Consider the following 22,949-nt stretch of genomic DNA (forward strand, 5'->3'; position numbering starts at 1 on the left):
TTATCATGAAAACAAAAATCACATTATTAACTTCTTTATTTGCTTTCTTAATAATAGGAGTAGGAGGATTGAATGCGCAAACTCAAGAAGAGAATATGGCTAAATTGTCAATTATGACAGAATATGCCAAGGCCAAGAATTATGAGGCGGCGTACCAACCTTTTACGGAGCTATGGGCAAGTAATCCCAAATTTAACCGTGCAATATATGTCTACGGAGAGAAGATTTTAGATTATAAAATAGATAAGACCTCTGGTGATGAAAAAGTAGGTTTTTTAAATGATTTAATGAAGTTGTGGGAAGATAGAAGAACTCATTTTGCATCTAAAACACCACAAGGAGAATACGCAGCAAAGGCGTGCCAGCTGATGTTTGATAACAAATCGGCTTTAGGAAAAAGCGACGCAGAACTGTATGAATGTTTTGACGCCGCTTACACAGCAGATAAAAAATCATTTGATAACCCAAAAAGTTTATACACCTATTTTTATTTAATGGTAAAGCTGTATGATGCAGGTAAAAAACCAGCAAAAGACTTATTTAATAAATATGATGATGTAGTTGAAAAAATTGAAGAAGAAGTACAGATAGCTTCTGAAAAGTTGAATAAGCTAGCACAAAAGGAAGAGGCAGGAACACCACTTACTTCTAAGGATAAAAAATATCAAAAGTACTATAGTCAAGTTTTAAATGCGTTTGATCAAATATCAGGAAGTGTGGATACGCAATTGGGAGACCGTGCAAACTGCGCTAACTTAATTCCGCTTTATAATAAAGACTTTGACGCCCATACTAACGATGCAATTTGGTTAAGACGTGCGGTAAGTAGAATGTATAGCAAAGAATGTACTGATGATCCGCTATATGAGAAGTTGGTGAAAGCATACGATGCTACCGCCCCTTCTGCAGATACCAAGTATTTTGTGGCTACTATTTTACTTAAAAATGGAAAAACTTCAGAAGCAGAAAGCTATTTGAAAGAGGCTTACGATTTAGAGTCTGATACATTCAAAAAATCTAAATTAGCCAATAGAATTGGTTTGATTCTAAAGAAGAAAGGACGATACGGACAAGCTAGAGGTTATTTTAGAAATGCTTTAAACCTTAACCCGTCAAATGGACGTCCGCACCTATCAATAGCATCCATGTACGCCGCAAGTGCTAAGGATTGTGGTACTACTAACTTTAATAAAAGAGCTGTATATTGGTTTGCAGCACAAGAAGCAAGAAAAGCATCCCGTGTAGATCCTACATTAAAAAAAGCTGCCGCACAAAGTGCTGCAAATTACGAAGCTAAGGCACCTCAAAAAGCAGAGATCTTTACCGAGGGTAATAGCGGTCAAGTAATTCAAATTGGTTGCTGGATTGGAGGTTCAGTAACAGTGCCAAGTATTTAATGCAAAATAGCATATTAAAATATTATATATCAAACATAGTCATAGCGTTAGTTATGACTATGTTTTTTTATAAGATAAGTTTTATTTCTTCTTAATGATCAGATGTAATTCATATCAGCAAATATTCGCAATTGGGCTTTTCTTAGTAATGCTCACGTCATGCACAAACAATCTTAAGGATGTTCAGAATATTGGTGTTTCAGATAACGAGCCCATCGGTGTAGCTGAAAATATCAATTTAAAATACACAGATTCTGGAAAGGTTAAGGCTATATTAAAAAGTCCTAAAATGTATGACTATAGCAACATGAAATTTGCTTACAACGAATTTACAGATGGTGTTAACTTAGAGCTTTTTGAGGACGGTAAAAAAAGCGTAGTAATTTCAGATTATGCCATTATTTACAATAAAACCAATATAATTGACTTGCAAGGTAATGTAAAGATTACTACCCACAGTAATGATACCCTTTTCGCAGAGCAATTGTACTACGACCAGGAAAAAGAGTGGCTGTTTACAAATAAACCAGTAACATTCAGAACTGGGCAAGATATCATAAACGGTAATGGCTTTGATTCTAATTCTAAATTCACAAATGCTGAGGTTTTAGAAATTACCGGTCTTATTACTGTTGATGAATAATATTTGAGTCTTCATCTATACCATTAAAACCTTCAATTTAAGTATCTTTGCGGTATAATTATTAAAAGTATATGAAATACGCTAAGTTTTTTCAATTTGTTTACTTAGTCTTTGCAGCATTATTTATTTATGATGCAATTTCAAAATATTCTGCGAATGGGGAAATTGCTTACCCTTCCATATTATTGGGGATTACAGCAATTTTCATGTTCTTCTTCAGAAGAAAGTTTATGAAAAAATTTGAAAATAGAGACCAATAAATGACGCTTTACGTTGTTATAATTGTATTGTCTTTAATTCTTTCTGCATTCTTTTCTGGGATGGAGATTGCCTATGTGTCCTCTAACAAAATTCATATTGAAATTGAGAAAAAGCAGGAAGGCATTCTTGCTACTGTTTTAAGACGATTAACAGCAAAACCATCAAAATTTATTACCACGATGCTTATTGGAAACAATATTGCACTGGTGATTTATGGATTTTTTATGGGCGATGTTTTGGTAAACTGGTTTCAAACGGTATTACCCACTAGTAATACCTTTGTTAACTATTTGTTGACTGACTTAAGCTTATTAACACAAACCGTTATTTCTACGTTTGTTATTTTAATCACAGCAGAATTTTTGCCAAAAGTGTTCTTTCAGATTTACGCCAACACACTTGTAAAAGTTTTGGCAGTTCCAGCCTACATCTTTTATGTGCTATTTACTTGGATATCAGATTTTGTAATCTGGATATCAGATTTGGTTTTAAAGTATTTTTTTAAAACCGAGGGCGATAACATTCAAATGGCATTTTCGAAGGTTGAACTTGGGAACTATATTAGCGAACAAATGGAATCTGTTGAAGCACATGATGAGATAGATTCAGAGATTCAAATCTTTCAGAATGCATTGGAGTTTTCAGAGGTAAAAGCTAGGGAAGTCATGGTTCCCAGAACAGAAATCATAGCGGTTGAAATCAATGACACCGTAAAATCGCTAAATAGTTTGTTTACTGAAACTGGCTGCTCCAAAATATTGGTGTATAAAGACTCAATAGATGATATTTTAGGATATGTACATTCCTTTGAGCTGTTTAAAAAACCAAAGACCATCAAATCTATTCTTTTACCTGTAGAGTTTGTACCAGGAACCGTTTTGGTGAGCGATGTATTAAATATTTTAACGAAAAAAAGAAAAAGTATTGCTGTGGTTTTAGATGAGTATGGAGGCACCTCTGGGATAATGACAGTGGAAGATATTGTTGAAGAACTATTTGGTGAAATAGAGGATGAACATGATACAGTTGTGTTAAAAGAACAACAAATAGACGACGAAACCTACCAGTTTTCAGCAAGAATGGAGGTAGATTACATTAATGAAACCTATAAAATTAATCTTCCAGAAGATGAAAACTATGAAACCTTAGGAGGGTTAATCGTAAATCATACCGAAGAAATTCCCCAAAAGGATGAAGTTATTGCCATAGATGCTTTCGAATTCACAATTTTAGAAGTTTCCAATACTAAAATTGATTTAGTAGAGGTTAAACTTATAAGCGAAGATTAGATGTTTTACCCTTCAAAGGTTCAACTAGCAATAATTGCCTGTTTCTCCTTTTATTATTTGATATAAAATGGTATTTTCGCGCACGATATTTTTTCAAACAACAATATTAAAATTTGATATTGAAGCATTAGTTGAAGAATTGATAACAAATAGCTCAACGACTTAAAATTTACAAAGCACATGGCAGTTTTAAATAAAATTAGACAGCGCTCATTATTTTTGATATTAATTATTGCATTGGCATTATTTTCCTTTGTATTAGCAGATTTGTTTAGAAATAGCGATGCACTTTCAGCAAGGTCACAAAATACCGTGGCCACGATTAATGGTAAGGATATCAACCGTGAGGACTTCTTGAAAAAAGTGGAAATCATGCAGCGTCAAATGGGGCCAAATGCCACAAGTACACAGGTGATGAACCGTGTGTGGGATCAAGAGGTAAGAGAAGCTGTCTTGTCTGCTCAATATGAAAAATTAGGAATTTCAATTGAGAAAGACCAAATGAGAGATTTATTAAAAACAGCCTTGGCTGGTAATCCTCAATTCTCAAACGAAGCTGGGATATTTGATGAAGGTAAACTGAATGAGTACATTGCTAACTTAAAAAACACTTCAGAAGAACAATACCAAAGCTGGATAAACTACGAACAAAATGTTGCTGCAAATGCATTACAGCAAAACTATTTTAATCTAGTTAAGGCAGGTTTAGTGGGTACACTTGCAGAAGGAGAGTTGGAGCATCAGCTAGAAGGAAATAAGGTAGACATTAAGTTTGTGCAAATACCTTACACTAAAATTGCCGATAGTACTATTTCGGTTACTAAATCAGACATACAAGCATATATTAAAGACCATAAAAGTGAGTATGAAGTTAAAGCTTCTAGTGATATTAAATTTGTTGAATTTAAAGAAACTGCAACTGTAGCTGATGAAAATGCTATAAAGAATGACCTCAAGGTTTTTAAAACGGGAAGAATAAAAGACAAAGATGGAAGAACTGATCCTATAGATGCTTTTTCAACTATAGAGAATCATGAAGAATACATCAATTTAACAGCGGAGTCGGACGTGAAGTTTGAAGATCGCTTCGTTTTTAAATCAGGTTTACCTGCTCAAGTTGCTGATAGCATTTATAATTTAAATAAAGGAGAGGTTTATGGGCCATATAGAGATGGAGATTCTTTTAAGCTAACAAAGCTTATTGAGACTAAAAATATTCCAGATTCTGCAAAAGTGAGACATATTTTAATTCCTTTTATAGGCTCTCAAAGCTCTGGTGGAACTGCAACACAAACAGAAGAGGAAGCAAAAGTCACTGCAGACAGTCTTTTAACAATTCTAAAAAGAAATAGATCTAAATTTCCAGAGTTTGTTACAGAATTTTCATCAGATCAGGGAAGTGTAGCCAATGAAGGACGATACGATTGGCATGCTTACGGTACTATGGTTCCAGAGTTTAATGATTTTGAATTCAATGGGCGCGTTGGAGATATTGATATTGTAAAAACCATTTTTGGATTTCATATTGTAGAAATTGAAGGATTAAAAGACAAAAAGAAAGCAGTTAAAGTGGGTACAATCGCAAGAAAGATAGAACCTTCTGAAGAAACCATAAACGCTGTTTTTAGAGATGCTTCAAATTTTGAGATTAAAGCAAAAGAAGGTGATTTTGAAGAAGTAGCAAAAGCAAACAATTATGCGGTTCGTCCGGTAAATGGTGTAAAAGCACTTGATGAGAGCATTCCTGGTATTGGTAACCAAAGACCTATAGTGCGTTGGACGTTTGAAGATGAGGCGGAGGTAGGCGATATAAAACGTTTTACAATTTCAGGAGGATATGTAGTTGCGCAACTGGTTGCAAAACACGAAGAAGGTTTAATGGCTGTAGAAGATGCGTCGGCTACAGTATTGCCTAAGATAAGAAAAGAACGTAAGGCTGAAATGATTAAAGAACGCGTTACGGCAACTACTTTAGAGGATGTTGCTGCTGCTGAAAACACAACTGTTAGAACAGCTCTAGCGGTGAATATGAAGAACCCTACCATTTCTGGTGCAGGTAGAGAACCAATGGTCGTTGGTGCTGCATTTGCTCTAGAAGAAGGAGAAACTTCAAAACTAATTTCAGGCGAAAGAGGTGTGTATATGGTACAAGTCACTAAAAAAACACCAGCAGTGGTATTGGAGAATTACCAGTCGTTTGCAAATAGAGTGGAAACCCAAAAGTCTAGTGTTGTAAACTCGAAATTGTATAATGCACTAAAAGAGGCTGCTGAAATTGAAGATAACAGAGCTGAACTTCAAATACAATAGATATAACTAAAACTAGCTAAACTAAAAAAGTCTCATTTTAAAATGAGACTTTTTTAGTTTAAAATCATATTAGTATAAGATATTACTGTATCAAAACCTTTGTTACAAAAGTAATTTGTTGGGTTGCTTTCAGAACATGCCAAAACAAAATCACCTCCCCAAGCACCAAGACTTTTTATGGCACCATCAAAATCATTAAAATAGCGCGATTGTACCGTTTCTTGTTTTGTTGTTGCTGCTATTATCTTTTCATGAGCTAATATCAACTCCTGAAATTGGTTTATGTTTTTGCACAATATTATCGCTTTCGTAATGGCGTTTATATCTGCAATAATAGGTGATAAATCAGCTTTTAAAGCCTTGTAATGGGCAATACCCTCTCTACTGTTTTGTTTTTTATTTAGAAAAATAAAGTAAAGGTGCTCCTTAAATGGCGGATTAAAACCTACTTGGGTTACAATAGGTTCATTATTGTTCAATTGGTAGGTGATTGGTGTATCATGTTGAGCGCAAGCAATATCATATCCACTGCCTCCAAAGGTGTGTTCTAATAGTTGAAACGCATCAACATGTGCCCATTGTGCCATATTATTTATTAAGGTGGACGAGGTGCCTAATCCCCAGTTTTTTGGAAAGTCTAAATGTGTTTCAACCTTGAAGCCATTTTCAGATGACAGGAAATTTTCATCTAAAGACCGGGCTGCTTGTAATATTTGCTGTAGTCTTTCTGATGTATCGTCATTCTGAGGTTGAGTCAGAATCTCGAAATTATTCAAGCCAAATTTACCCTCGAACCAAATATTTTTTTTGTGATCAAAACTCTGCCAATCAATATGTTGTGATTTAAGTGGTTCAACATGAAGTGATTGTCCATATTTGGTAGGAATAGCTAAAGCAACGGCGCCATCAAGAACTACGTATTCTCCTGTTATTAATAATTTACCGTTACTTTTAAATGTTTTCAATATGATGGATTAGAGCGTGATTAATTGCGTAAGTTTTTCAGAGCTTGCACTACAGCATTATGAGTTACAGTTTCCGTTTTAAAATGCTCAACTAAGTTTTGTTTTTCAGAATCGGTAGCTCCAAACTGATTTAAAATATTCATCAGATGCATTTTCATGTGTCCTTGTTGAATACCAGTAGTTGTAAGAGAGCGTAGCGCTGCAAAATTTTGGGCTAAACCAGCAACTGCTACAATTTGCATTAACTCTTTTGCCGAGGGTTTATCTAATAATTCCAAAGCTAACTTAACCAACGGATGTAAGCCTGTAAGTCCACCAACGGTACCTAGAGCTAATGGTATTTCCATCCAAAATGTAAATATCCCATCCTTAACTTCAGCATGCGATAAACTACTATATGAACCATTTCGAGAAGCATAAGCATGTACACCAGCTTCCACAGCTCTAAAATCGTTGCCCGTTGCTAAAACTACAGCATCAATGCCATTCATAATGCCTTTATTATGCGTAACTGCACGATATGGTTCTATTTCAGCAATCTTTACAGCCTCAACAAATTTACTGGCAAAAGCGCCACCTGAGACACCGTTGTTTTCGGATAATTGTTCAACAGGACAACTAACTTCGGCTCTCACTATACAATCAGGGACATAATTGGATAAAATACTCATTACTATATCAATATGCCTTTCATCCTCGGCAAAGCCATCAAAATCCAAAGCACCACTTTTAAACGTTTTTGCAAATTGTTCTAAACATGAATTGATGAAATTAGCACCCATGGCATCCAATGTTTCAAAAGAAACGTGCAGTTGGTAATAGTCTTTAATAGCTTCAGTTTTATCCCGCAGCTCTATATCTAAAATGCCACCACCGCGTTTTTCCATGTTTACGGTAATGTGTTTTGCATCTTCAATCAATTTTGGTTTTACATGTGCAAAATAAGCCGCTAAATGTTTCGCGTTTCCTTTGAATTTAAAATGAACCTGTCCTATTTTTTTGGTAGAAATCACTTCAGCCTTAAACCCACCTCTATCTAACCAAAACTTAGCAGCTTTACTAGCGGCGGCCACAACAGAACTTTCTTCGATAGCCATGGGTATGGTATACGTTTTACCGTTGATTAAAAAATTTGGCGCTACACCTAGTGGTAAATAATAGTTGCTTATGGTGTTCTCAATAAACTCATCATGTAATTGCTGCAATTTTACGTCAGTATTCCAGTATTGCATCAAAATATCCTTGGCATTCCTGCTATTTGGGAAATACGTATCAACTATCCAATCAATTTTTTCAGATTTTGTGAGTTTAGAAAAACCAGAAATCGTTTTGCTCATCATAGCGCGTTTTAAAGTGCAAAGATACTACTCTTCGCTAGAAAATTGAACAACTAAGCAAACTGCATGATTTAACTGTTAATAATTTCGGTTAATTACATAATTTTTAGTAAACTTGAAATCGGTTTATGAATTAACTAGTTTTTTCGGCAAAATGTCTATAATTTGTAATTTTATTTCAATGAAATAAATAGAAATGGAAGTTGATAAACTATGAAATAAGATAATGACGAACGTATGAACTTTTTAAAATTCTCCCTTTGTGTTTGCCTTTTCATTTCCCTTTTACTAAATGCGCAAACTAAAGAAATTACCCTAGACGATATTTGGAATGGTGCTTTTAGAACTGAAAGGATGGATGTACTGCATTCCATGAAAAACGGACAGCGTTATTCCGTCTTAAACTTCGATAGAGCAACACGATCAACATCCATTGATATTTACGATTACAAGACACTTCAGAAGGTGAAAACCTTGGTGTCTTCTAGAGATATTCCAGAGTTAAATTATTTTACTGATTATGCTTTTAGTGACGATGAGCAAAAGGTATTGTTGGTAACTGAGGAGGAATCCATTTACAGGCGTTCGTCTTTAGGATATTATTACGTGTATGATACTGAAGATAAAAAAGTAACCAAGGTTTCTAATGATAAAATCCAAGAGCCTACGTTTTCTCCTGATGGCAATAAAATAGCATTTGGTTTTGAGAACAATTTATATGTGAAAGATTTAGGTTCAAATAAGGTTACTCAGTTTACGTTTGATGGCGAAAAGAATAAAATTATAAACGGCATAGCAGATTGGGTTTATGAAGAAGAGTTCTCCATAGTACGGGCTTTTGATTGGAACGTGAATAGTGATAAAATTGCGTTCATTCGTTACGATGAAACTTATGTACCTGAATTTTCCATGGATATATATGGCACCGAATTGTACCAAAAACAGCAGGTGTTTAAATACCCAAAAGCAGGAGAAAAGAACGCGGAGGTATCACTGCATTTATATGATGTTGAGAAGGATAAACTTTCTGATATAAACGTTGATAAAACATACATCGACTTTTATATTCCAAGAATTGAGTGGACGAATGATGCCGATGTGTTGAGTGCGCAATTTATGAACCGTCAACAAAATGAACTCGATCTATGGTTTATAAATACAGAAACCAATACTTCAGAAATAGTACTAGCTGAAAAGGATAATGCTTACATTGATGTTACCGATAATTTAACATTTTTAAAGGATAATAGTTTTATTTGGACAAGTGAGAAAGATGGGTACAATCATATTTACCATTATGATAATGACGGAGATTTAATCAATCAAGTTACCAAAGGAAATTGGGAAGTCACTAATTACTATGGCTATGACGAAGATCGTAAGACTATTTTTTATCAATCAACAGAGAATGGTTCTATTAATCGGGATATCTACAGTGTAAAGTTAAATGGAAGAAACAAACAGCGTTTAACTAAAACGAATGGTACAAATAGTGCGTCTTTTAGTGCAGACTTCTCTTATTTTATAAATACATTTTCAAGTGCTACCACACCACCAGAGTACACTTTAAATAGTGCTTCATCAGGAAATCTTATTAAAAGTATAAAGGATAACGACAGGTTGGCACAAAAGCTTTCAGATTTTAAAACTTCAAAAAAGGAGTTCAGTACCATACATGTAAATGGAAATGATTTGAATATGTGGATGCTAAAACCTGGAAATTTTGATACTTCTAAAACATATCCACTTTTTATGACTCAGTATTCTGGTCCAGGTTCGCAATCGGTGGCTAATAGTTGGAACAGCACAAACGATTATTGGTATCAAATGTTAGCTCAGGAAGGTTACGTTGTGGTGTGTATTGATGCCAGAGGAACAGGGTTTAAAGGAGCCGCCTTTAAAAAAGTAACACAGAATGATTTAGGTAAATATGAAGTTGAGGACCAAATTCAAGCAGCTAGACAGTTGGGTGAGTTGCCCTATATTGATGCAACTAGAATAGGTATTTGGGGTTGGAGCTATGGCGGATTTATGAGTAGCAACTGCCTATTTAAAGGTAATGATGTATTTAAAATGGCAATTGCGGTTGCACCAGTTACAAGCTGGCGTTTTTATGATACCATTTACACAGAGCGTTATTTAGGAACACCGCAAAACAACCCTGATGGTTACGATGATAATTCGCCAATAAACCATGTGGATAAACTAAAAGGTGATTTTCTTTTGGTTCATGGCACAGCGGACGATAATGTACATGCCCAAAACACGATGCGATTGGTGGAAGCATTGGTACAAGCAGATAAACAATTTGATTGGGCTATGTACCCGGATAAAAACCATGGTATTTACGGCGGGAATACGAGAAAACATCTCTATAAAAAAATGACTAGCTTTATCAACGAAACCTTGGGAGATAAAATTGAGCAAACTAAAGAGGCGCAAAAGGTGGAATCACAGATAAAGGGATAATACTAACTAATCAACATAATTTATGGCAACATCAACATTAAAGCCACACCAAAGAGAGCTATTTGGACAACCTATTGGGCTATATATTTTATTCCTAACGGAAATGTGGGAGCGTTTTTCATACTATGGCATGAGAGCGCTTTTAGTTTTATATATGACAACTTCTACTCTTGGCGATGATGCCAGAGGAGCTGGTTTGGGCTGGACAAGTAAGGAGGCTTTAGCACTTTATGGTTGGTATACCATGCTTGTGTATGTAATGTCTATTCCAGGAGGAATGATTGCGGATAAACTCATCGGCCAGAAAAAAGCGGTACTATGGGGCGCTATAGTCTTGTGTTTAGGACACGGCGTTCTAGTGCTTACTGATATTTGGGCGTTTTACACAGGTCTAGGTCTCGTTATTTTAGGTGTTGGCTTGTTGAAGCCTAATATCTCTACTATGGTTGGAGGTTTGTATAAAGAGGGCGATATAAGACGAGATAAAGGGTTTAGTATATTTTATATTGGTATTAATTTAGGCTCTCTCTTGGCTACAATATTTGTAGGTATTGTGGTTGCAAAATGGGGTTGGCATGCTGGTTTCGGTCTTGCTGGAATTGTAATGGTTTTAGGTTTGATAAATTATATCGTGGGACAGAAATATCTAACACAAGTTGGTAATTATGAACCACCCAAAGCAGATGATGTTAATGAGGTGTCTTATGGCAAGCTATATTCAAAACTATTTAGCTCTCCAAAGCAACTATCAATTGCTGGGGTGTTATTAGCAGCATCGTTGGTAGGATGGTATTTCATGGACTGGGGATATGGATTGTTATTCGTTTTTCTTACTGCTATTGCAGCGTTATTAATGATGATTTATAAAGAATTAGAGACTCAAGTCTACAAAGATCGTTTCCTAGTACTATTATTATCATTTATCATGGTAATAATTTTTTGGGGTGCTTTTGAACAAGCTGGAGGTTTGATGAATTTATACACAGAAAGTAACACTGACAGAAACTTTTTTGGATTGTTTGAGATACCAACAGTGATGTTTCAAAGTTTAAATGCTGGTTTTATTATACTTTTTGCAACATTAGTTGCCAGCATTTGGGCAAAACGCAAATTAAAAGGAAAAGAGGCATCATCATTATTTAAAATGGCTTTAGGTATTATCATTATGGGCTTTGGTTTCTTGTTTATGGTATTTGCGGCTATGGAGTTTCAGAAATCTGGAACATCAAGCATGATTTGGTTAGTGTTAGCCTATTTGTTTCATACCATCGGTGAGTTATGTATTTCTCCAGTTGCGTTGTCTTTTATTACTAAACTAGCTCCTGTAAAATATGCGTCTCTAATGATGGGTGTTTATTTTGCTTCTACAGGCTTAGGGAATAAAGTGGCTGGTATTGTTGGTGAGTCGGCCTCAGATTATGGAGAATATGCTGTATTTCTTGGCATTTTAATCTTTACTGTAATTATTGGTGGCTTGTTCATTCTTCTTTTAAAACCGCTTAAGCGATTAACTCACGGTGCTGAAGATAATGAACGTTTGATGCACAATGACGAAACAGAAGGTTTTGAGTTAGCTGATTCAGAAATCAACGATTAAAAACATACGAATCATGAGTACAGATATTGAAAATCTTTTTAAAGACAAAGTAATTGGCCATCCAGCTGGACTCTTTGTATTGTTCTTTACCGAAATGTGGGAACGTTTCTCGTTTTATGGCATGCGTATTTTACTAGTGCTATTTTTAACGGCACCATTTGCAAGTGATAACCCAGGTTGGGATTGGCCACGTGAGCATGCTTTATCGCTTATAGGAACTTACGCTTCTTTACTGTACTTAACACCAATTATTGGAGGTTGGATAGCAGACAAAATTACTGGCTACCGAATGGCAGTGGTTATTGGTTGTGTAATAATGACTCTAGGGCATGCAGCTATGGCTCTAGAGACCACATTTTCCTTTTATTTGGGTCTGGCATTGCTGGTAATAGGTACTGGTTTTTTTAAGCCCAATATCACATCAATTATTTCTGAAATGTATAAAGGAAAAGAATCTAAAAAAGACGGGGCTTATACTATATTCTATATGGGTGTTAATGCTGGTGCATTTTTTGGGATGATGCTTTGCGGGTATCTAGCTGAAAATTTTGGATGGTCTTGGGGGTTTGGTCTAGCAGGTATTTTTATGTTCTTAGGAATGCTTCAATTTTGGTTGGCTGGTTCACTTTTTGGAAGTATTGGAGCCAAACCATCTAAGGTATACGAGGTAGAGTTGCCTCAAAATATAAATGAAGAAAGTCCTGAAGAACAAGAAGCAGCAACGGGTATCAAGCTAAATCCCTTTACGCTTTTTGATAAAATCTTAATTACCTTATCTACTATTGGAGGTTTGCTGTATTTGTTTAACGATCCGTTAGAAAAAATTAAAGATATAAACCTTTTGCCTTTTGAAGTTTTGGGCTTAAGCGGAACTAACTTTATTGTACTACTTGCACTAGTGCTATTTTTATTATTGCTTGTTACAAGGATTGCGAGATACTTGCCAGTGGTTAGGGATAGGATTATTGCTGTTTCTATTTTTGGTTTGTTTACTGTGTTTTTCTTTGCGTTTTTTGAGCAATCATTAGGTTCAATGACACTATTTGCGAGAGACTATACAAATAGAGAATTAATTGGCTCTTCAGCAACTATTTTTAAAATTGTAGATGCACTTTTAACAACAGTACCTTTAATCATTATAACTTGGGTTCTATTTTTATTATTTAAAAAAACATACACAAGGATAGGTTTATCTAACATTATTTTAGCATTAGCTTTCGTAGGTATTTGGGGCTTGGTAATGTATAGATTGTATGATAAGTTTATCAATCCTACTCTAGAGATCGATGCCACTTGGTTTGGAATCTTAAATTCATTTTTCATTATTAGTTTAGCACCATTATTTTCTAAATGGTGGGAAAGCAAGTATAACCCAAGTGCGGCTATGAAATATGGACTTGGATTGATATTATTAGGATTAGGATTTGCTATTCTTTCCTACGGCGCATCAGATATTCCCTCTGGGGCAAAAACGGCTTCCGTGAGTATTATATTTTTAATTCTGGCCTATTTGTTTCATACCATGGGAGAGTTGTGTCTATCTCCAGTTGGTCTATCTTATTTAAGTAAGCTAGTACCACCCAGAATGATTGGGTTTATGTTTGGCGTTTGGTATTTGGCAATTGCGGTTGGTCAGAAAGCTGCGGGTACTATGGGAGGAATGATTGATAAGATTTCGGAACAATATTCTTTAGGAACATTTTTCTTGATATTTACTTTAATTCCAATAGGTGTTGGACTTTTATCAATTGTTTTAAATCCGGTTCTTAAAAAACTAATGCACGGTGTACGTTAATCGAAAAAAGCGTTAAAAAATATTCAAAAAGCACCCATTTAGGTGCTTTTTTTGTAAGTTCGGCACATCATTTGCAACAAATCGAGTATGAAAAAAATAGTTTTAATAGTAGCAATTGCGCTCCTTACTTCCGTTTCGGGAATGGCGCAGGAGATAAATTGGGTATCGCTGGAAGAAGCGATTGAACTTCAAAAAAAAACTCCAAAAAAAATAATGATGGATGTCTACACCGTATGGTGTGGCCCTTGTAAAATGTTAGATAAAAACACATTTCAAAATGCCGATGTTGTAGAATATGTAAACGAAAATTACTATGCAGTAAAATTTAATGGAGAAGGCAATGAAGTGGTAAAGTACAAAGATAAAAGTTTTTCTAACCCGAGCTATAACGAAGCCAGAGCAAAAACCAGAAACAGTGCCCACGAACTTGCTAGATACTTGCAAATAAGTGCGTATCCCACTATTGTGTTTTTTGATGAAAAAGCAGATGTCATAGCACCAATACGCGGTTATCAACAACCAAAACAACTGGAATTGTATTTGAAGTTATTTAAAAATGATGACCATAAAGACATAAAAACGCAAGAAGATTTCAACGCGTATTACAAAGCTTTTAAAGCAGAATTCGAAGGATAGATATTTTAATAATCAATAACAAATGCTCCCTTTTTACTTGTTTGGTGGAAAGGGATGTTTTGTTTTTGGCATATACGTTCCCAATGTTCTATGTAAGATTTGTAGTTGCTACCGTCAGCAATTACCATTTCAGGTTTTAAGGTGTGTATCAGGCGTTCTAAGTTTAGTTTTGGCGATTGCCTCAACAACACATAATCCGGTTGTAGCTTAAAGGTATTATAGGTAGCTAAACTATCCACAACCAAAACTTTTTTTGAATTAAGAATATAAAATGGGGGAATGGTATCAAAAAGAGAATGGGCAATATGCTTTTTAACTTTAAAATCCCGTACAATTTTATATTTTGATAACGCCATACTATCAACATTATGAGATACGTTAATTTGGTTGTTAAACACTTGTCCTATAATGCTATTCCTACTTTTATGAAATACGATGAATTGGTTATTGGGCTTTGTGTATTTGGTGTAAATGAAAGCACTTTGTACTAAAACAATAGCAATCAAGGCATATTTTAAGTTTGAATAATTTCTCCTGAAAAACCATCTAAAACTTGTAATGATAAGTGCGTAAAACACCAAAACATGAAGGAAATTAAAAGGAATGTCTTTAAACAAAAATGCTTCTTGATGTGATACCCAACCCACAAAACTGTTCATAAGGCTTATGGTGGTGCCAAAGATTGATGCTAATAGTTGTGGTAGCACATTTAAAACAGCTAGTAAAATAACTAAGAGTCCTAACCCTAAAACTACACCTAAAAATGGAATAATGACCAAATTAGAAATAAAGAACAGTGCCGGAAATTGATGGAAATAATATAGGCTTATTGGAATGATGCCAAACTGAGCTGCAATGGTAATAGTAAGCGTATGCCAATATTTGTCTAAAACCCAATTTTTTGGTTGCCAAAGTTTATATAACAGAGGATCGATTGTGACTATTGCAAAAACCGCCATGTAACTTAACTGAAATCCAACATCGAATAAAAATAAAGGTTTAAAAAGTAAAATGAAAAGTATGGAAATAGTAAGTGTGTTGTAAATGTTTGTTGGACGGTTTAGGTTCATACCGATAGCGACAATGCTAAACATCGTAACAGCTCTTGTAACAGATGCTGATAAACCTGCAATAATCGCAAAGCTCCAAAGCATTAAAACCAGTAAAACAGTTTTAATTAGTTTACCGTGTTTAAGCCTCTCAATAGGCTTTAAAACAAAACTTAGAATAAGAAGTATGATACCAACATGTAATCCAGAAACAGCTAAAATATGTATAGCCCCAGCGTTGGTATAACTGGTATAAACTTCCTCACTAATATCTTGGCGTTGCCCAAGTAAAAGGGCGTTGATAATGGCTAATTCATCTGGTTTAAAGTTGAAGGGTTTTAATTTGGAATTTACATGTGACCTAAAGGTATTCGCCATTCCAAAAATGGTAGTTTGGCTCTTACCAAGTTTTAATAAAGTGTTGGCCTCAATAAATAATTGATTGTAGATGTATTTCTTTTTAAGATATGCTTTATAATTGAATTGACCTGGATTTAAAGGGTTTATCAGGTTTTTGAAGTCCGTTCTAACTATGTAGGTGTCATCAACTTTTAAAGGATTTAAAGTACTGTCTTTTTCAATATTCAAAAGCGATTTTCCAATAGCTTTATTTTCATCAACCTTAAGAATATCAATTACATACTTATCGTAATAATTTCCAGGTTTTAAAACTTCTCGTATTCTGAAGTTTATGGTATGAAGCGATGTTGTGTCTTCAACAATATAATTTGAATAATGATTGGAAAAGCTTTTTTGATTGTGAAGGTTTACAGTTAGTACGCCTGCATTCAGCATACATAAGAGCGCAACCAAGCCAAACCAGATGTTTTTAGTAAATAGACGTTTTTGGGCTACATAAAGAAGAGCGAGAACTATTACGGAAACAATATTTAAAACGATTGAAGTATAAGTTTCAATAGAGAAATGATACCCAATTAAAATACCAATTATAAAGAAAATGGTAAGCTTTATTATAGTGAAGTTGAGTAATTTCATGAGTTACAAGATAATAAAGAACTTATAAAACACGCCTTACTTCTACGAAAGCAGATTTCCAATATTTATCGTTAATGGAAGAGATAATTACGCCCTTTGATGTTGTGGCATGAATAAAATAAATATTGTTGTCCTTTATTTCTACTACTAGACCTACGTGATTAATGGCATTTCTTCGGCTTTTGCCTGTTTTAAAAAAAAGCAAATCTCCTTTTAAAGTTTGCTTAAGTTTTATCTTATTGCCTTTTTTTGCCATATCCCTAGAAATTCTTGGGAGATATATTTGATGAGCCTTGAAAGATTCATGTACCAAACCAGAGCAATCCATTCCTCGTTTCGTAGTGCCTCCCCATTTATAGCGTGTGCCTAAAAATTGCATGGAATAATCTACAATTTGGGTCGAGGTTGATATAAACTCTGTTGTGTTTGATGTAGTTCTGGAAGCAACTTTAGTGTCTTGCGTTTCAATACGAGATTTTTTGGTAATTACCTTGTTGCGTTTTGATGATTTGCAATTGACTAACCCTGCCAACAAGAAAATATAAAGGATATACTTTTTCATAAAAACTAGGAAATCAAATCTTTATAAATCAGTTTGGCTGTTTTCTCGCTAGCACCTTTTCCGCCTAATTTTTTTTCCAATTCATAATAATTCAGATACATGTCGTGTCGTGCGTCAGCATCAAGAATTTTAGAAAGTTCAGATTTTAATCGTTTCTTATTAAAATCACTTTGAATCAATTCGGTAACCACCTCTTTGTCCATCACTAAATTTACTAGGGAAATAAATTTCAAAGTAATAATGCGTTTTGCGATATGATATGAAATAGCGCTACCTTTATAACAAACCACTTGTGGGACTTTAAACAATGCGGTTTCTAAGGTTGCAGTACCAGAAGTGACTAAAGCAGCGTAGGACATGCTCAGTAAATCATAAGTTTTATTAGGAATAAAATGAACATTCTTGTTTTTTATAAAGGTTTGGTAAAACTCAAAATCCTGACTTGGCGCACCACCAATTACAAACTGATAATTGGGAAAATCATCAATTAAGCTTAGCATTACTGCAAGCATTTTAGTTATTTCTTGCTTTCTACTCCCTGGAAGTAAGGCGATTATAGGTTTGCTTTGGAGCTTGTATTCTGCCCTAAATTCATGTTCGTTAATTGCAGTTCTATTGGCTATAGCATCAATTAACGGATGTCCTACAAATTCAACGTCATAATCATATTTTTTATAAAATGATTTTACAAATGGCAGAATAACAAACATTTTGTCAATATCGCGCTTAATGGCTTTTACCCTGCTTGCTCTTGAAGCCCATACCTGCGGAGAAATATAATAGTTGGTTCTATAACCTTTAGCTTTGGCCCACTTTGCAATACGTAAATTAAAGCCAGAATTATCGATAAAAACAATAACATCTGGTTTAAAATTGTCGATATCATTTTTGCAGAAAGAGATAAGTTTGAAGATTTTTATAAGGTTGAACAATACCTCAGTAAATCCCATAAAGGCACGTTCCTTATAGTGCATTACTAGTTCGCCTCCAGCGTTTTGCATTAAATCACCCCCCCAACATCTAATATCGGCATCACTATCTACGTTTTGCAATGCCTTGATAAGGTTGGAACCGTGTAAATCTCCTGATGCTTCTCCTGCAAGAATGTAATATTTCATCTAAATGAGAATCAAAATAATTTAATTACAAACGTAAAAACAGCAATAAACACTGTAGTGAGTAAAACGCCCCTAGCTCTATAATCTTGTCGTTTTTTAATAAAAACAAAAAAGGCAATCAGGTTTAAAACGGCTCCTAAACTAATAAGTTTTCCTAAGAAGCCTTCGGTATATGCCGCCTTTATAACAGAGGTAAAGTCGTCACCGTTACCCAAAATTTGTGCGGTAATAAATAAACCTAAAGCATTAGCGACTAAACCAACTAAAACGCCTATTCCAAGTTCTTTCTTCATTCCGTTTTTATAAATTCCAATTATTTAAATTTTTTATAAACTGATGTGCAGTCATATCAAACTGTACGGGTACAACAGATACATAATGGTTCTCCAATGCCCATTCATCGGTATCTTCGCCACCATCTAAATTTACAAATTTGCCTGTAAGCCAATAGTAATCTCTTCCCTGTGGATTTTTACGTTTATCAAACTCTTCAACCCAGTTTGCTCTAGCTTGTCGGCAAACCTTAATACCTTTTATGTCGGCTTCTGGGATATCAGGAATATTCACATTTAGCACAACGCCTTCCTTTAAGCCATGTTGCAGTACGTTTTCAGTAATTGTTTTTACAAATGTTTTACAGGCATCAAACTTTGCACTCCATTTATAATTTAAGAGTGAAAACCCAACGGCTGGTATACCTTCAATTCCCGCTTCAATGGCGGCACTCATGGTGCCAGAATAAATAACATTAATTGAAGAGTTTGAGCCGTGATTAATTCCAGAAACACAAATATCAGGACGCCTATCCAGAATTTCCCTAACTGCTAATTTTACACAATCAGTTGGCGTTCCAGAACAGGTGTACTCTAGGTGGGTTTCTCCAGAAACTTCAATCTGTTCCACATATAAAGTAGAATCTACTGTGATGGCATGTCCTTTGGCACTTTGTGGGCTATCTGGTGCTACAACTACTACATCTCCAATAGGCAACATAACATCAACTAAAGCTCTAATACCTGGGGCGGTAATACCATCGTCATTCGTGACTAAAATCAAAGGCTTTTTCAATATAAAATAGTCTTAATTTTTAAGTAGTGCTAAAATACATAATTTCTTATCTAAACTCTTGTTTTGTTTGCTTTAACAAAAAATTAGCGGCCCATCCGTTCAATGGCACGGTTTTTTCAGTAATTTAGTAAATTGATAACTAAAAGAAATAGCTATTATTTAAGATATGATGAAAATGATGAAAAAGAATTATAAGGTTCTGTTGCTAGTGTTGCTTTTGGCGTTCGCTTCGTGCAGTTTTACTTCAAAAACATTTGATGACACTGATAAAGATAAATTATTATTACAAGTAATCACTTATATACTGCAGAATGGTCATTTTGACCCAATCAAACTCAATGACAATTTCTCGGAAGAATTATTTAATGGCTACATTGAGCAGATAGACCCAGTAAAGCGTTATTTTTACGCTTCTGATTACAAGGATTTTCAAAAGTATAAGACTGAATTGGACGACCAGTTAAAGGCTTTCGATATTACATTTTTTAACGTGGTTCATACACGTATGATGCATCGTATTGATGAGGCAAAGGCTATCTACAAAGAAGTGTTGTCACAACCTTTTGATTATGCAATTGATGAGACATTTGATACCAATTACGACAATATAGATTTTGTAAAAAACAAAAAGGAAATGAAAGAGCGTTGGAGGAAGCAATTAAAGTTTTCAACACTTTCAAATTACGACGATATTACACAGCAGGAGAAGCGAGCAAAGGAAAAAGATCCGTCATATGTCATGAAGACGGATGCAGAAATCGAGAAGGAAGCAAGAGAAGCTACTCTAAAATCAATCAATATTTATTTTAATGACAATATTGACGATCTAACTCGCGAAGATTGGTTTTCAACATATGTAAATGCCATTGTAGAGGAGTTTGATCCGCATACATACTATCTTGCTCCAAAAGGTAAGGAAGATTTTGATACGCAAATGTCTGGGAAACTAGAAGGTATTGGCGCGCGATTAACAAAGCGTATGGATTACATAAAGATTGTAGAGCTTATTTCTGGTGGTCCAGCGTGGAGAAGTCAATTGCTTGAGGTAGAGGATGTGATATTGAAAGTGAAGCAGGAAGATGAAGAAGTGGGCATTGATATTGTTGGTATGCGTATTAGTGATGCGATAAAATATATTAAAGGGCCAAAAGGGACCAAGGTAACATTAACCGTTAAGAAAGTAGATGGTACTATTGAAGATGTAACTATTGTAAGAGATGTAGTGGAATTGGGAGAAACTTATGCCAAAGCTTCACTTGTTGAGAAAGACGATAAAAAGTATGGCATTATTAACCTGCCTAAGTTTTATGTAGATTTTAATGATTATAAAAATTTGAATGCAGCTATTGACGTTAGAAAAGAAATTGAACGTTTAAAAGCTGAAGGAATGGAAGGCTTAATTCTAGATTTAAGAAATAATGGCGGAGGCTCTTTACCAGCTGTTGTTGATATGGCAGGATTGTTCATAAAAGAAGGCCCGGTTGTACAAGTACGATCTACAGGAGCTCCAAAAGAAGTGCTTCGAGATAGAGATGAATCTATTGCATGGGACGGTCCTTTGGTGATTTTAGTGAATGAATTGTCGGCATCTGCTTCTGAGATTATGGCTGCAGCAATGCAAGATTATAAACGTGCTATAGTTATTGGCAGCAAACAGACTTATGGAAAGGGAACAGTACAAAACGTTTACAACTTAAATAATGCTGTTCGAAATAATACTAGTGGAGATTTAGGGGCTCTAGCATTTACAACTCAAAAGTATTACAGAATTAACGGCGGTTCTGTGCAACTTGAAGGTGTGAAAAGTGATGTAAAAGTTCCAGGGCGTTTCAGTTTTATTGAGGTAGGAGAAAAGGAAAAAGATAATCCCTTACCATATGATGAAATAGATCCTGCCGATTATCAAACATGGGACAATTATTTTGATTATGACAATGCCATTAGTAAAAGTAAGGAACGTATGAGTAATAATAGTCAGTTAAAACTTATAGAAGAGAATGCGAAATGGGTAAAAAACCAAATCGATGAAACAGAATTTTCTTTGAACTACGAAAGCTATAAAAAACACATTGCATTAAATGAGGAAGAAGCAAAACGTTTTGATGCTATTTCGAATTATAAAACCAATTTAACCTTTTTGCCAACAAGTTTTGAAAAGCAATTATTTGAAAGTGATACAACCAGCTTGAAGGAGAAAAGAGAGCGTTGGTACAAGAATTTAAGTAAGGACGTTTATGTTGAAGAAGCGGTAAATGTGCTTCAAGATTTAAAAATGGCATACAGCATTAAAAAAGTAGCTAAGGTAAAAGACTAAGCCTTAAATGGGTAACACATCAAAATCACTGAGGCAATTGGCGCTCCAAAAGTTTAAAAAGAACTTTTGGGGCGTTTTCAGTTTCTATTTTATTGTGTTTGTAGGATTGGTTTCCATTTTTGCGTATACAGTTGCCCCAGATAATTCGCAATACGCCAACCAAATGCATTTGTCCATACACTCAAAATCACCGGGATTTCAAGTAACAATGCTTACAATACCTTCTAAAGCTAAAAACAAACAAAATGCGTTAAGTAAACTGTTTTCTGGGGTTAAGAATACGGATACCGAAGTGCCTATTTCGGAATATGATATTGTAGGCAAGAATTTGTTATATACTGAATATGCATCAGATGGTTTGAAAGGCGTTGAAAAAGTACTACCGTTATCAAGTTTTTCAAGTTTGGATGTAAATAGTTATATAAAAGAAAAAACATTCCTTTTTGGTACCGATAAATACGGACGTGATTTGCTAAGTCGAATTTTGGTAGGTGCAAGAATTTCATTTTTTATAGGTTTTGTAGCTGTATTTATTTCGCTTGTTATAGGCGTTTTTATGGGGAGTTTGGCAGGATATTTTGGAGGAAAGGTTGACGCAATTATTATGTGGATAATTAATGTTACATGGTCTATTCCAACATTATTATTGGTAATAGCTATAACTTTAGCCTTAGGAAAAGGATTTTGGCAAGTGTTTATAGCAGTAGGCTTAACCATGTGGGTAGAGGTGGCTAGAGTGGTTCGTGGACAAATTATTAGTACAAAAGAAATGCAATATGTAACTGCCGCAAGGGCTTTGGGCTATAATGATTATAGAATGATTACCAAGCACATTCTCCCCAATATCATGGCACCAATTATTGTAATTTCAGCAGCGAATTTTGCGGCTGCTATTTTAATTGAAAGTGGTTTAAGCTTTTTAGGCATAGGTGCTCAACCACCTATGGCAAGTTGGGGGGCAATGATAAAAGATCATTACAATTATATCATTCTTGGCAAGCCATATTTAGCTATGATACCGGGGCTCTGTATTATGGGATTAGTAATGGCGTTTATGCTTATTGGGAATGCATTGAGAGACGCTCTAGATGTAAAAGCGTAAGTATTAAGGCGTGTTTCCAACGTGTAAACGATTTGCTTTTT

At 34.9% G+C, this 22,949-nt stretch carries 18 protein-coding genes; 11 read left to right on the forward strand and 7 right to left on the reverse strand.

Translation table 11 applies throughout. The annotated features are described in order from the left end of the window. The first annotated feature begins 5 nt into the window (after positions 1–5). From AC1B0Z_RS13780 to AC1B0Z_RS13800, 5 genes are all read left to right on the forward strand, one after another. Positions 6–1,397, forward strand: coding sequence for a tetratricopeptide repeat protein (locus tag AC1B0Z_RS13780; RefSeq protein WP_483792637.1), 1,392 nt, complete (start codon positions 6–8; stop codon positions 1,395–1,397). Between the two features lie 94 nt (positions 1,398–1,491). After that, the gene (gene lptC, locus AC1B0Z_RS13785) at positions 1,492–2,040 is read left to right on the forward strand and encodes an LPS export ABC transporter periplasmic protein LptC (RefSeq protein WP_483792638.1); all 549 of its coding nucleotides are present in this window, start codon (positions 1,492–1,494) and stop codon (positions 2,038–2,040) included. 71 nt (positions 2,041–2,111) lie between these two features. Then, positions 2,112–2,300, forward strand: a complete 189-nt coding sequence (locus AC1B0Z_RS13790) for a hypothetical protein (protein WP_483792640.1) — start codon at positions 2,112–2,114, stop codon at positions 2,298–2,300. Beyond that, the gene (locus AC1B0Z_RS13795) at positions 2,301–3,590 is read left to right on the forward strand and encodes a hemolysin family protein (RefSeq protein ID WP_483792641.1); all 1,290 of its coding nucleotides are present in this window, start codon (positions 2,301–2,303) and stop codon (positions 3,588–3,590) included. 180 nt (positions 3,591–3,770) lie between these two features. Then, positions 3,771–5,900, forward strand: coding sequence for a peptidylprolyl isomerase (locus tag AC1B0Z_RS13800; RefSeq protein WP_483792642.1), 2,130 nt, complete (start codon positions 3,771–3,773; stop codon positions 5,898–5,900). Positions 5,901–5,953: 53 nt separating this feature from the next. Here AC1B0Z_RS13800 and AC1B0Z_RS13805 read toward each other — a convergent pair whose 3' ends face one another. Next, positions 5,954–6,865, reverse strand: a complete 912-nt coding sequence (locus AC1B0Z_RS13805; RefSeq protein WP_483792643.1) for a GYDIA family GHMP kinase — start codon at positions 6,863–6,865, stop codon at positions 5,954–5,956. Between the two features lie 20 nt (positions 6,866–6,885). Beyond that, on the reverse strand, positions 6,886–8,202 hold the full coding sequence (locus tag AC1B0Z_RS13810) for a hydroxymethylglutaryl-CoA reductase, degradative (RefSeq protein WP_483792644.1): 1,317 nt from the start codon (positions 8,200–8,202) through the stop codon (positions 6,886–6,888). 237 nt (positions 8,203–8,439) lie between these two features. Here AC1B0Z_RS13810 and AC1B0Z_RS13815 point away from each other — a divergent pair, with 237 nt between their 5' ends. From AC1B0Z_RS13815 to AC1B0Z_RS13830, 4 genes are all read left to right on the forward strand, one after another. Further along, on the forward strand, positions 8,440–10,671 hold the full coding sequence (locus tag AC1B0Z_RS13815; protein ID WP_483792645.1) for a S9 family peptidase: 2,232 nt from the start codon (positions 8,440–8,442) through the stop codon (positions 10,669–10,671). Between the two features lie 22 nt (positions 10,672–10,693). Continuing rightward, positions 10,694–12,268, forward strand: coding sequence for a peptide MFS transporter (locus AC1B0Z_RS13820; RefSeq protein ID WP_483792646.1), 1,575 nt, complete (start codon positions 10,694–10,696; stop codon positions 12,266–12,268). A 13-nt stretch (positions 12,269–12,281) separates the two neighbouring features. After that, complete coding sequence (locus AC1B0Z_RS13825) at positions 12,282–14,063, forward strand: peptide MFS transporter (RefSeq protein ID WP_483792648.1); 1,782 nt, start codon at positions 12,282–12,284, stop codon at positions 14,061–14,063. Between the two features lie 87 nt (positions 14,064–14,150). Further along, positions 14,151–14,699 (forward strand): thioredoxin family protein, encoded by a 549-nt coding sequence (locus tag AC1B0Z_RS13830; protein ID WP_483792649.1) that lies wholly within the window; start codon positions 14,151–14,153, stop codon positions 14,697–14,699. A 5-nt stretch (positions 14,700–14,704) separates the two neighbouring features. On the opposite strand, the gene AC1B0Z_RS13835 is transcribed toward AC1B0Z_RS13830, so the two are convergent. The 5 genes from AC1B0Z_RS13835 to surE are packed head-to-tail and all read right to left on the reverse strand — an operon-like array spanning position 14,705 to position 19,495. Continuing rightward, entirely contained in the window at positions 14,705–16,744 is a 2,040-nt protein-coding gene (locus AC1B0Z_RS13835) for a ComEC/Rec2 family competence protein (protein ID WP_483792650.1), read from the reverse strand. 22 nt (positions 16,745–16,766) lie between these two features. Beyond that, positions 16,767–17,306 carry a C40 family peptidase gene (locus tag AC1B0Z_RS13840; RefSeq protein WP_483792651.1) on the reverse strand — a complete coding sequence of 180 codons (540 nt, stop codon included), beginning with the start codon at positions 17,304–17,306 and terminating at the stop codon, positions 16,767–16,769. Between the two features lie 5 nt (positions 17,307–17,311). After that, positions 17,312–18,424: a lipid-A-disaccharide synthase gene (gene lpxB, locus AC1B0Z_RS13845; RefSeq protein WP_483792652.1), complete on the reverse strand. Its 1,113-nt coding sequence runs from the start codon at positions 18,422–18,424 to the stop codon at positions 17,312–17,314. A gap of 11 nt (positions 18,425–18,435) precedes the next feature. After that, positions 18,436–18,717 (reverse strand): hypothetical protein, encoded by a 282-nt coding sequence (locus AC1B0Z_RS13850; RefSeq protein WP_483792654.1) that lies wholly within the window; start codon positions 18,715–18,717, stop codon positions 18,436–18,438. Positions 18,718–18,724: 7 nt separating this feature from the next. Beyond that, positions 18,725–19,495, reverse strand: a complete 771-nt coding sequence (surE, locus tag AC1B0Z_RS13855; RefSeq protein WP_483795314.1) for a 5'/3'-nucleotidase SurE — start codon at positions 19,493–19,495, stop codon at positions 18,725–18,727. 175 nt (positions 19,496–19,670) lie between these two features. Here surE and AC1B0Z_RS13860 point away from each other — a divergent pair, with 175 nt between their 5' ends. After that, on the forward strand, positions 19,671–21,806 hold the full coding sequence (locus AC1B0Z_RS13860; protein ID WP_483795315.1) for a carboxy terminal-processing peptidase: 2,136 nt from the start codon (positions 19,671–19,673) through the stop codon (positions 21,804–21,806). A gap of 7 nt (positions 21,807–21,813) precedes the next feature. Further along, positions 21,814–22,908, forward strand: a complete 1,095-nt coding sequence (locus tag AC1B0Z_RS13865; RefSeq protein WP_483792656.1) for an ABC transporter permease — start codon at positions 21,814–21,816, stop codon at positions 22,906–22,908. Positions 22,909–22,949: the final 41 nt, after the last annotated feature.

It is taken from the genome of Hyunsoonleella sp. J2K-J805, from assembly GCF_057167125.1.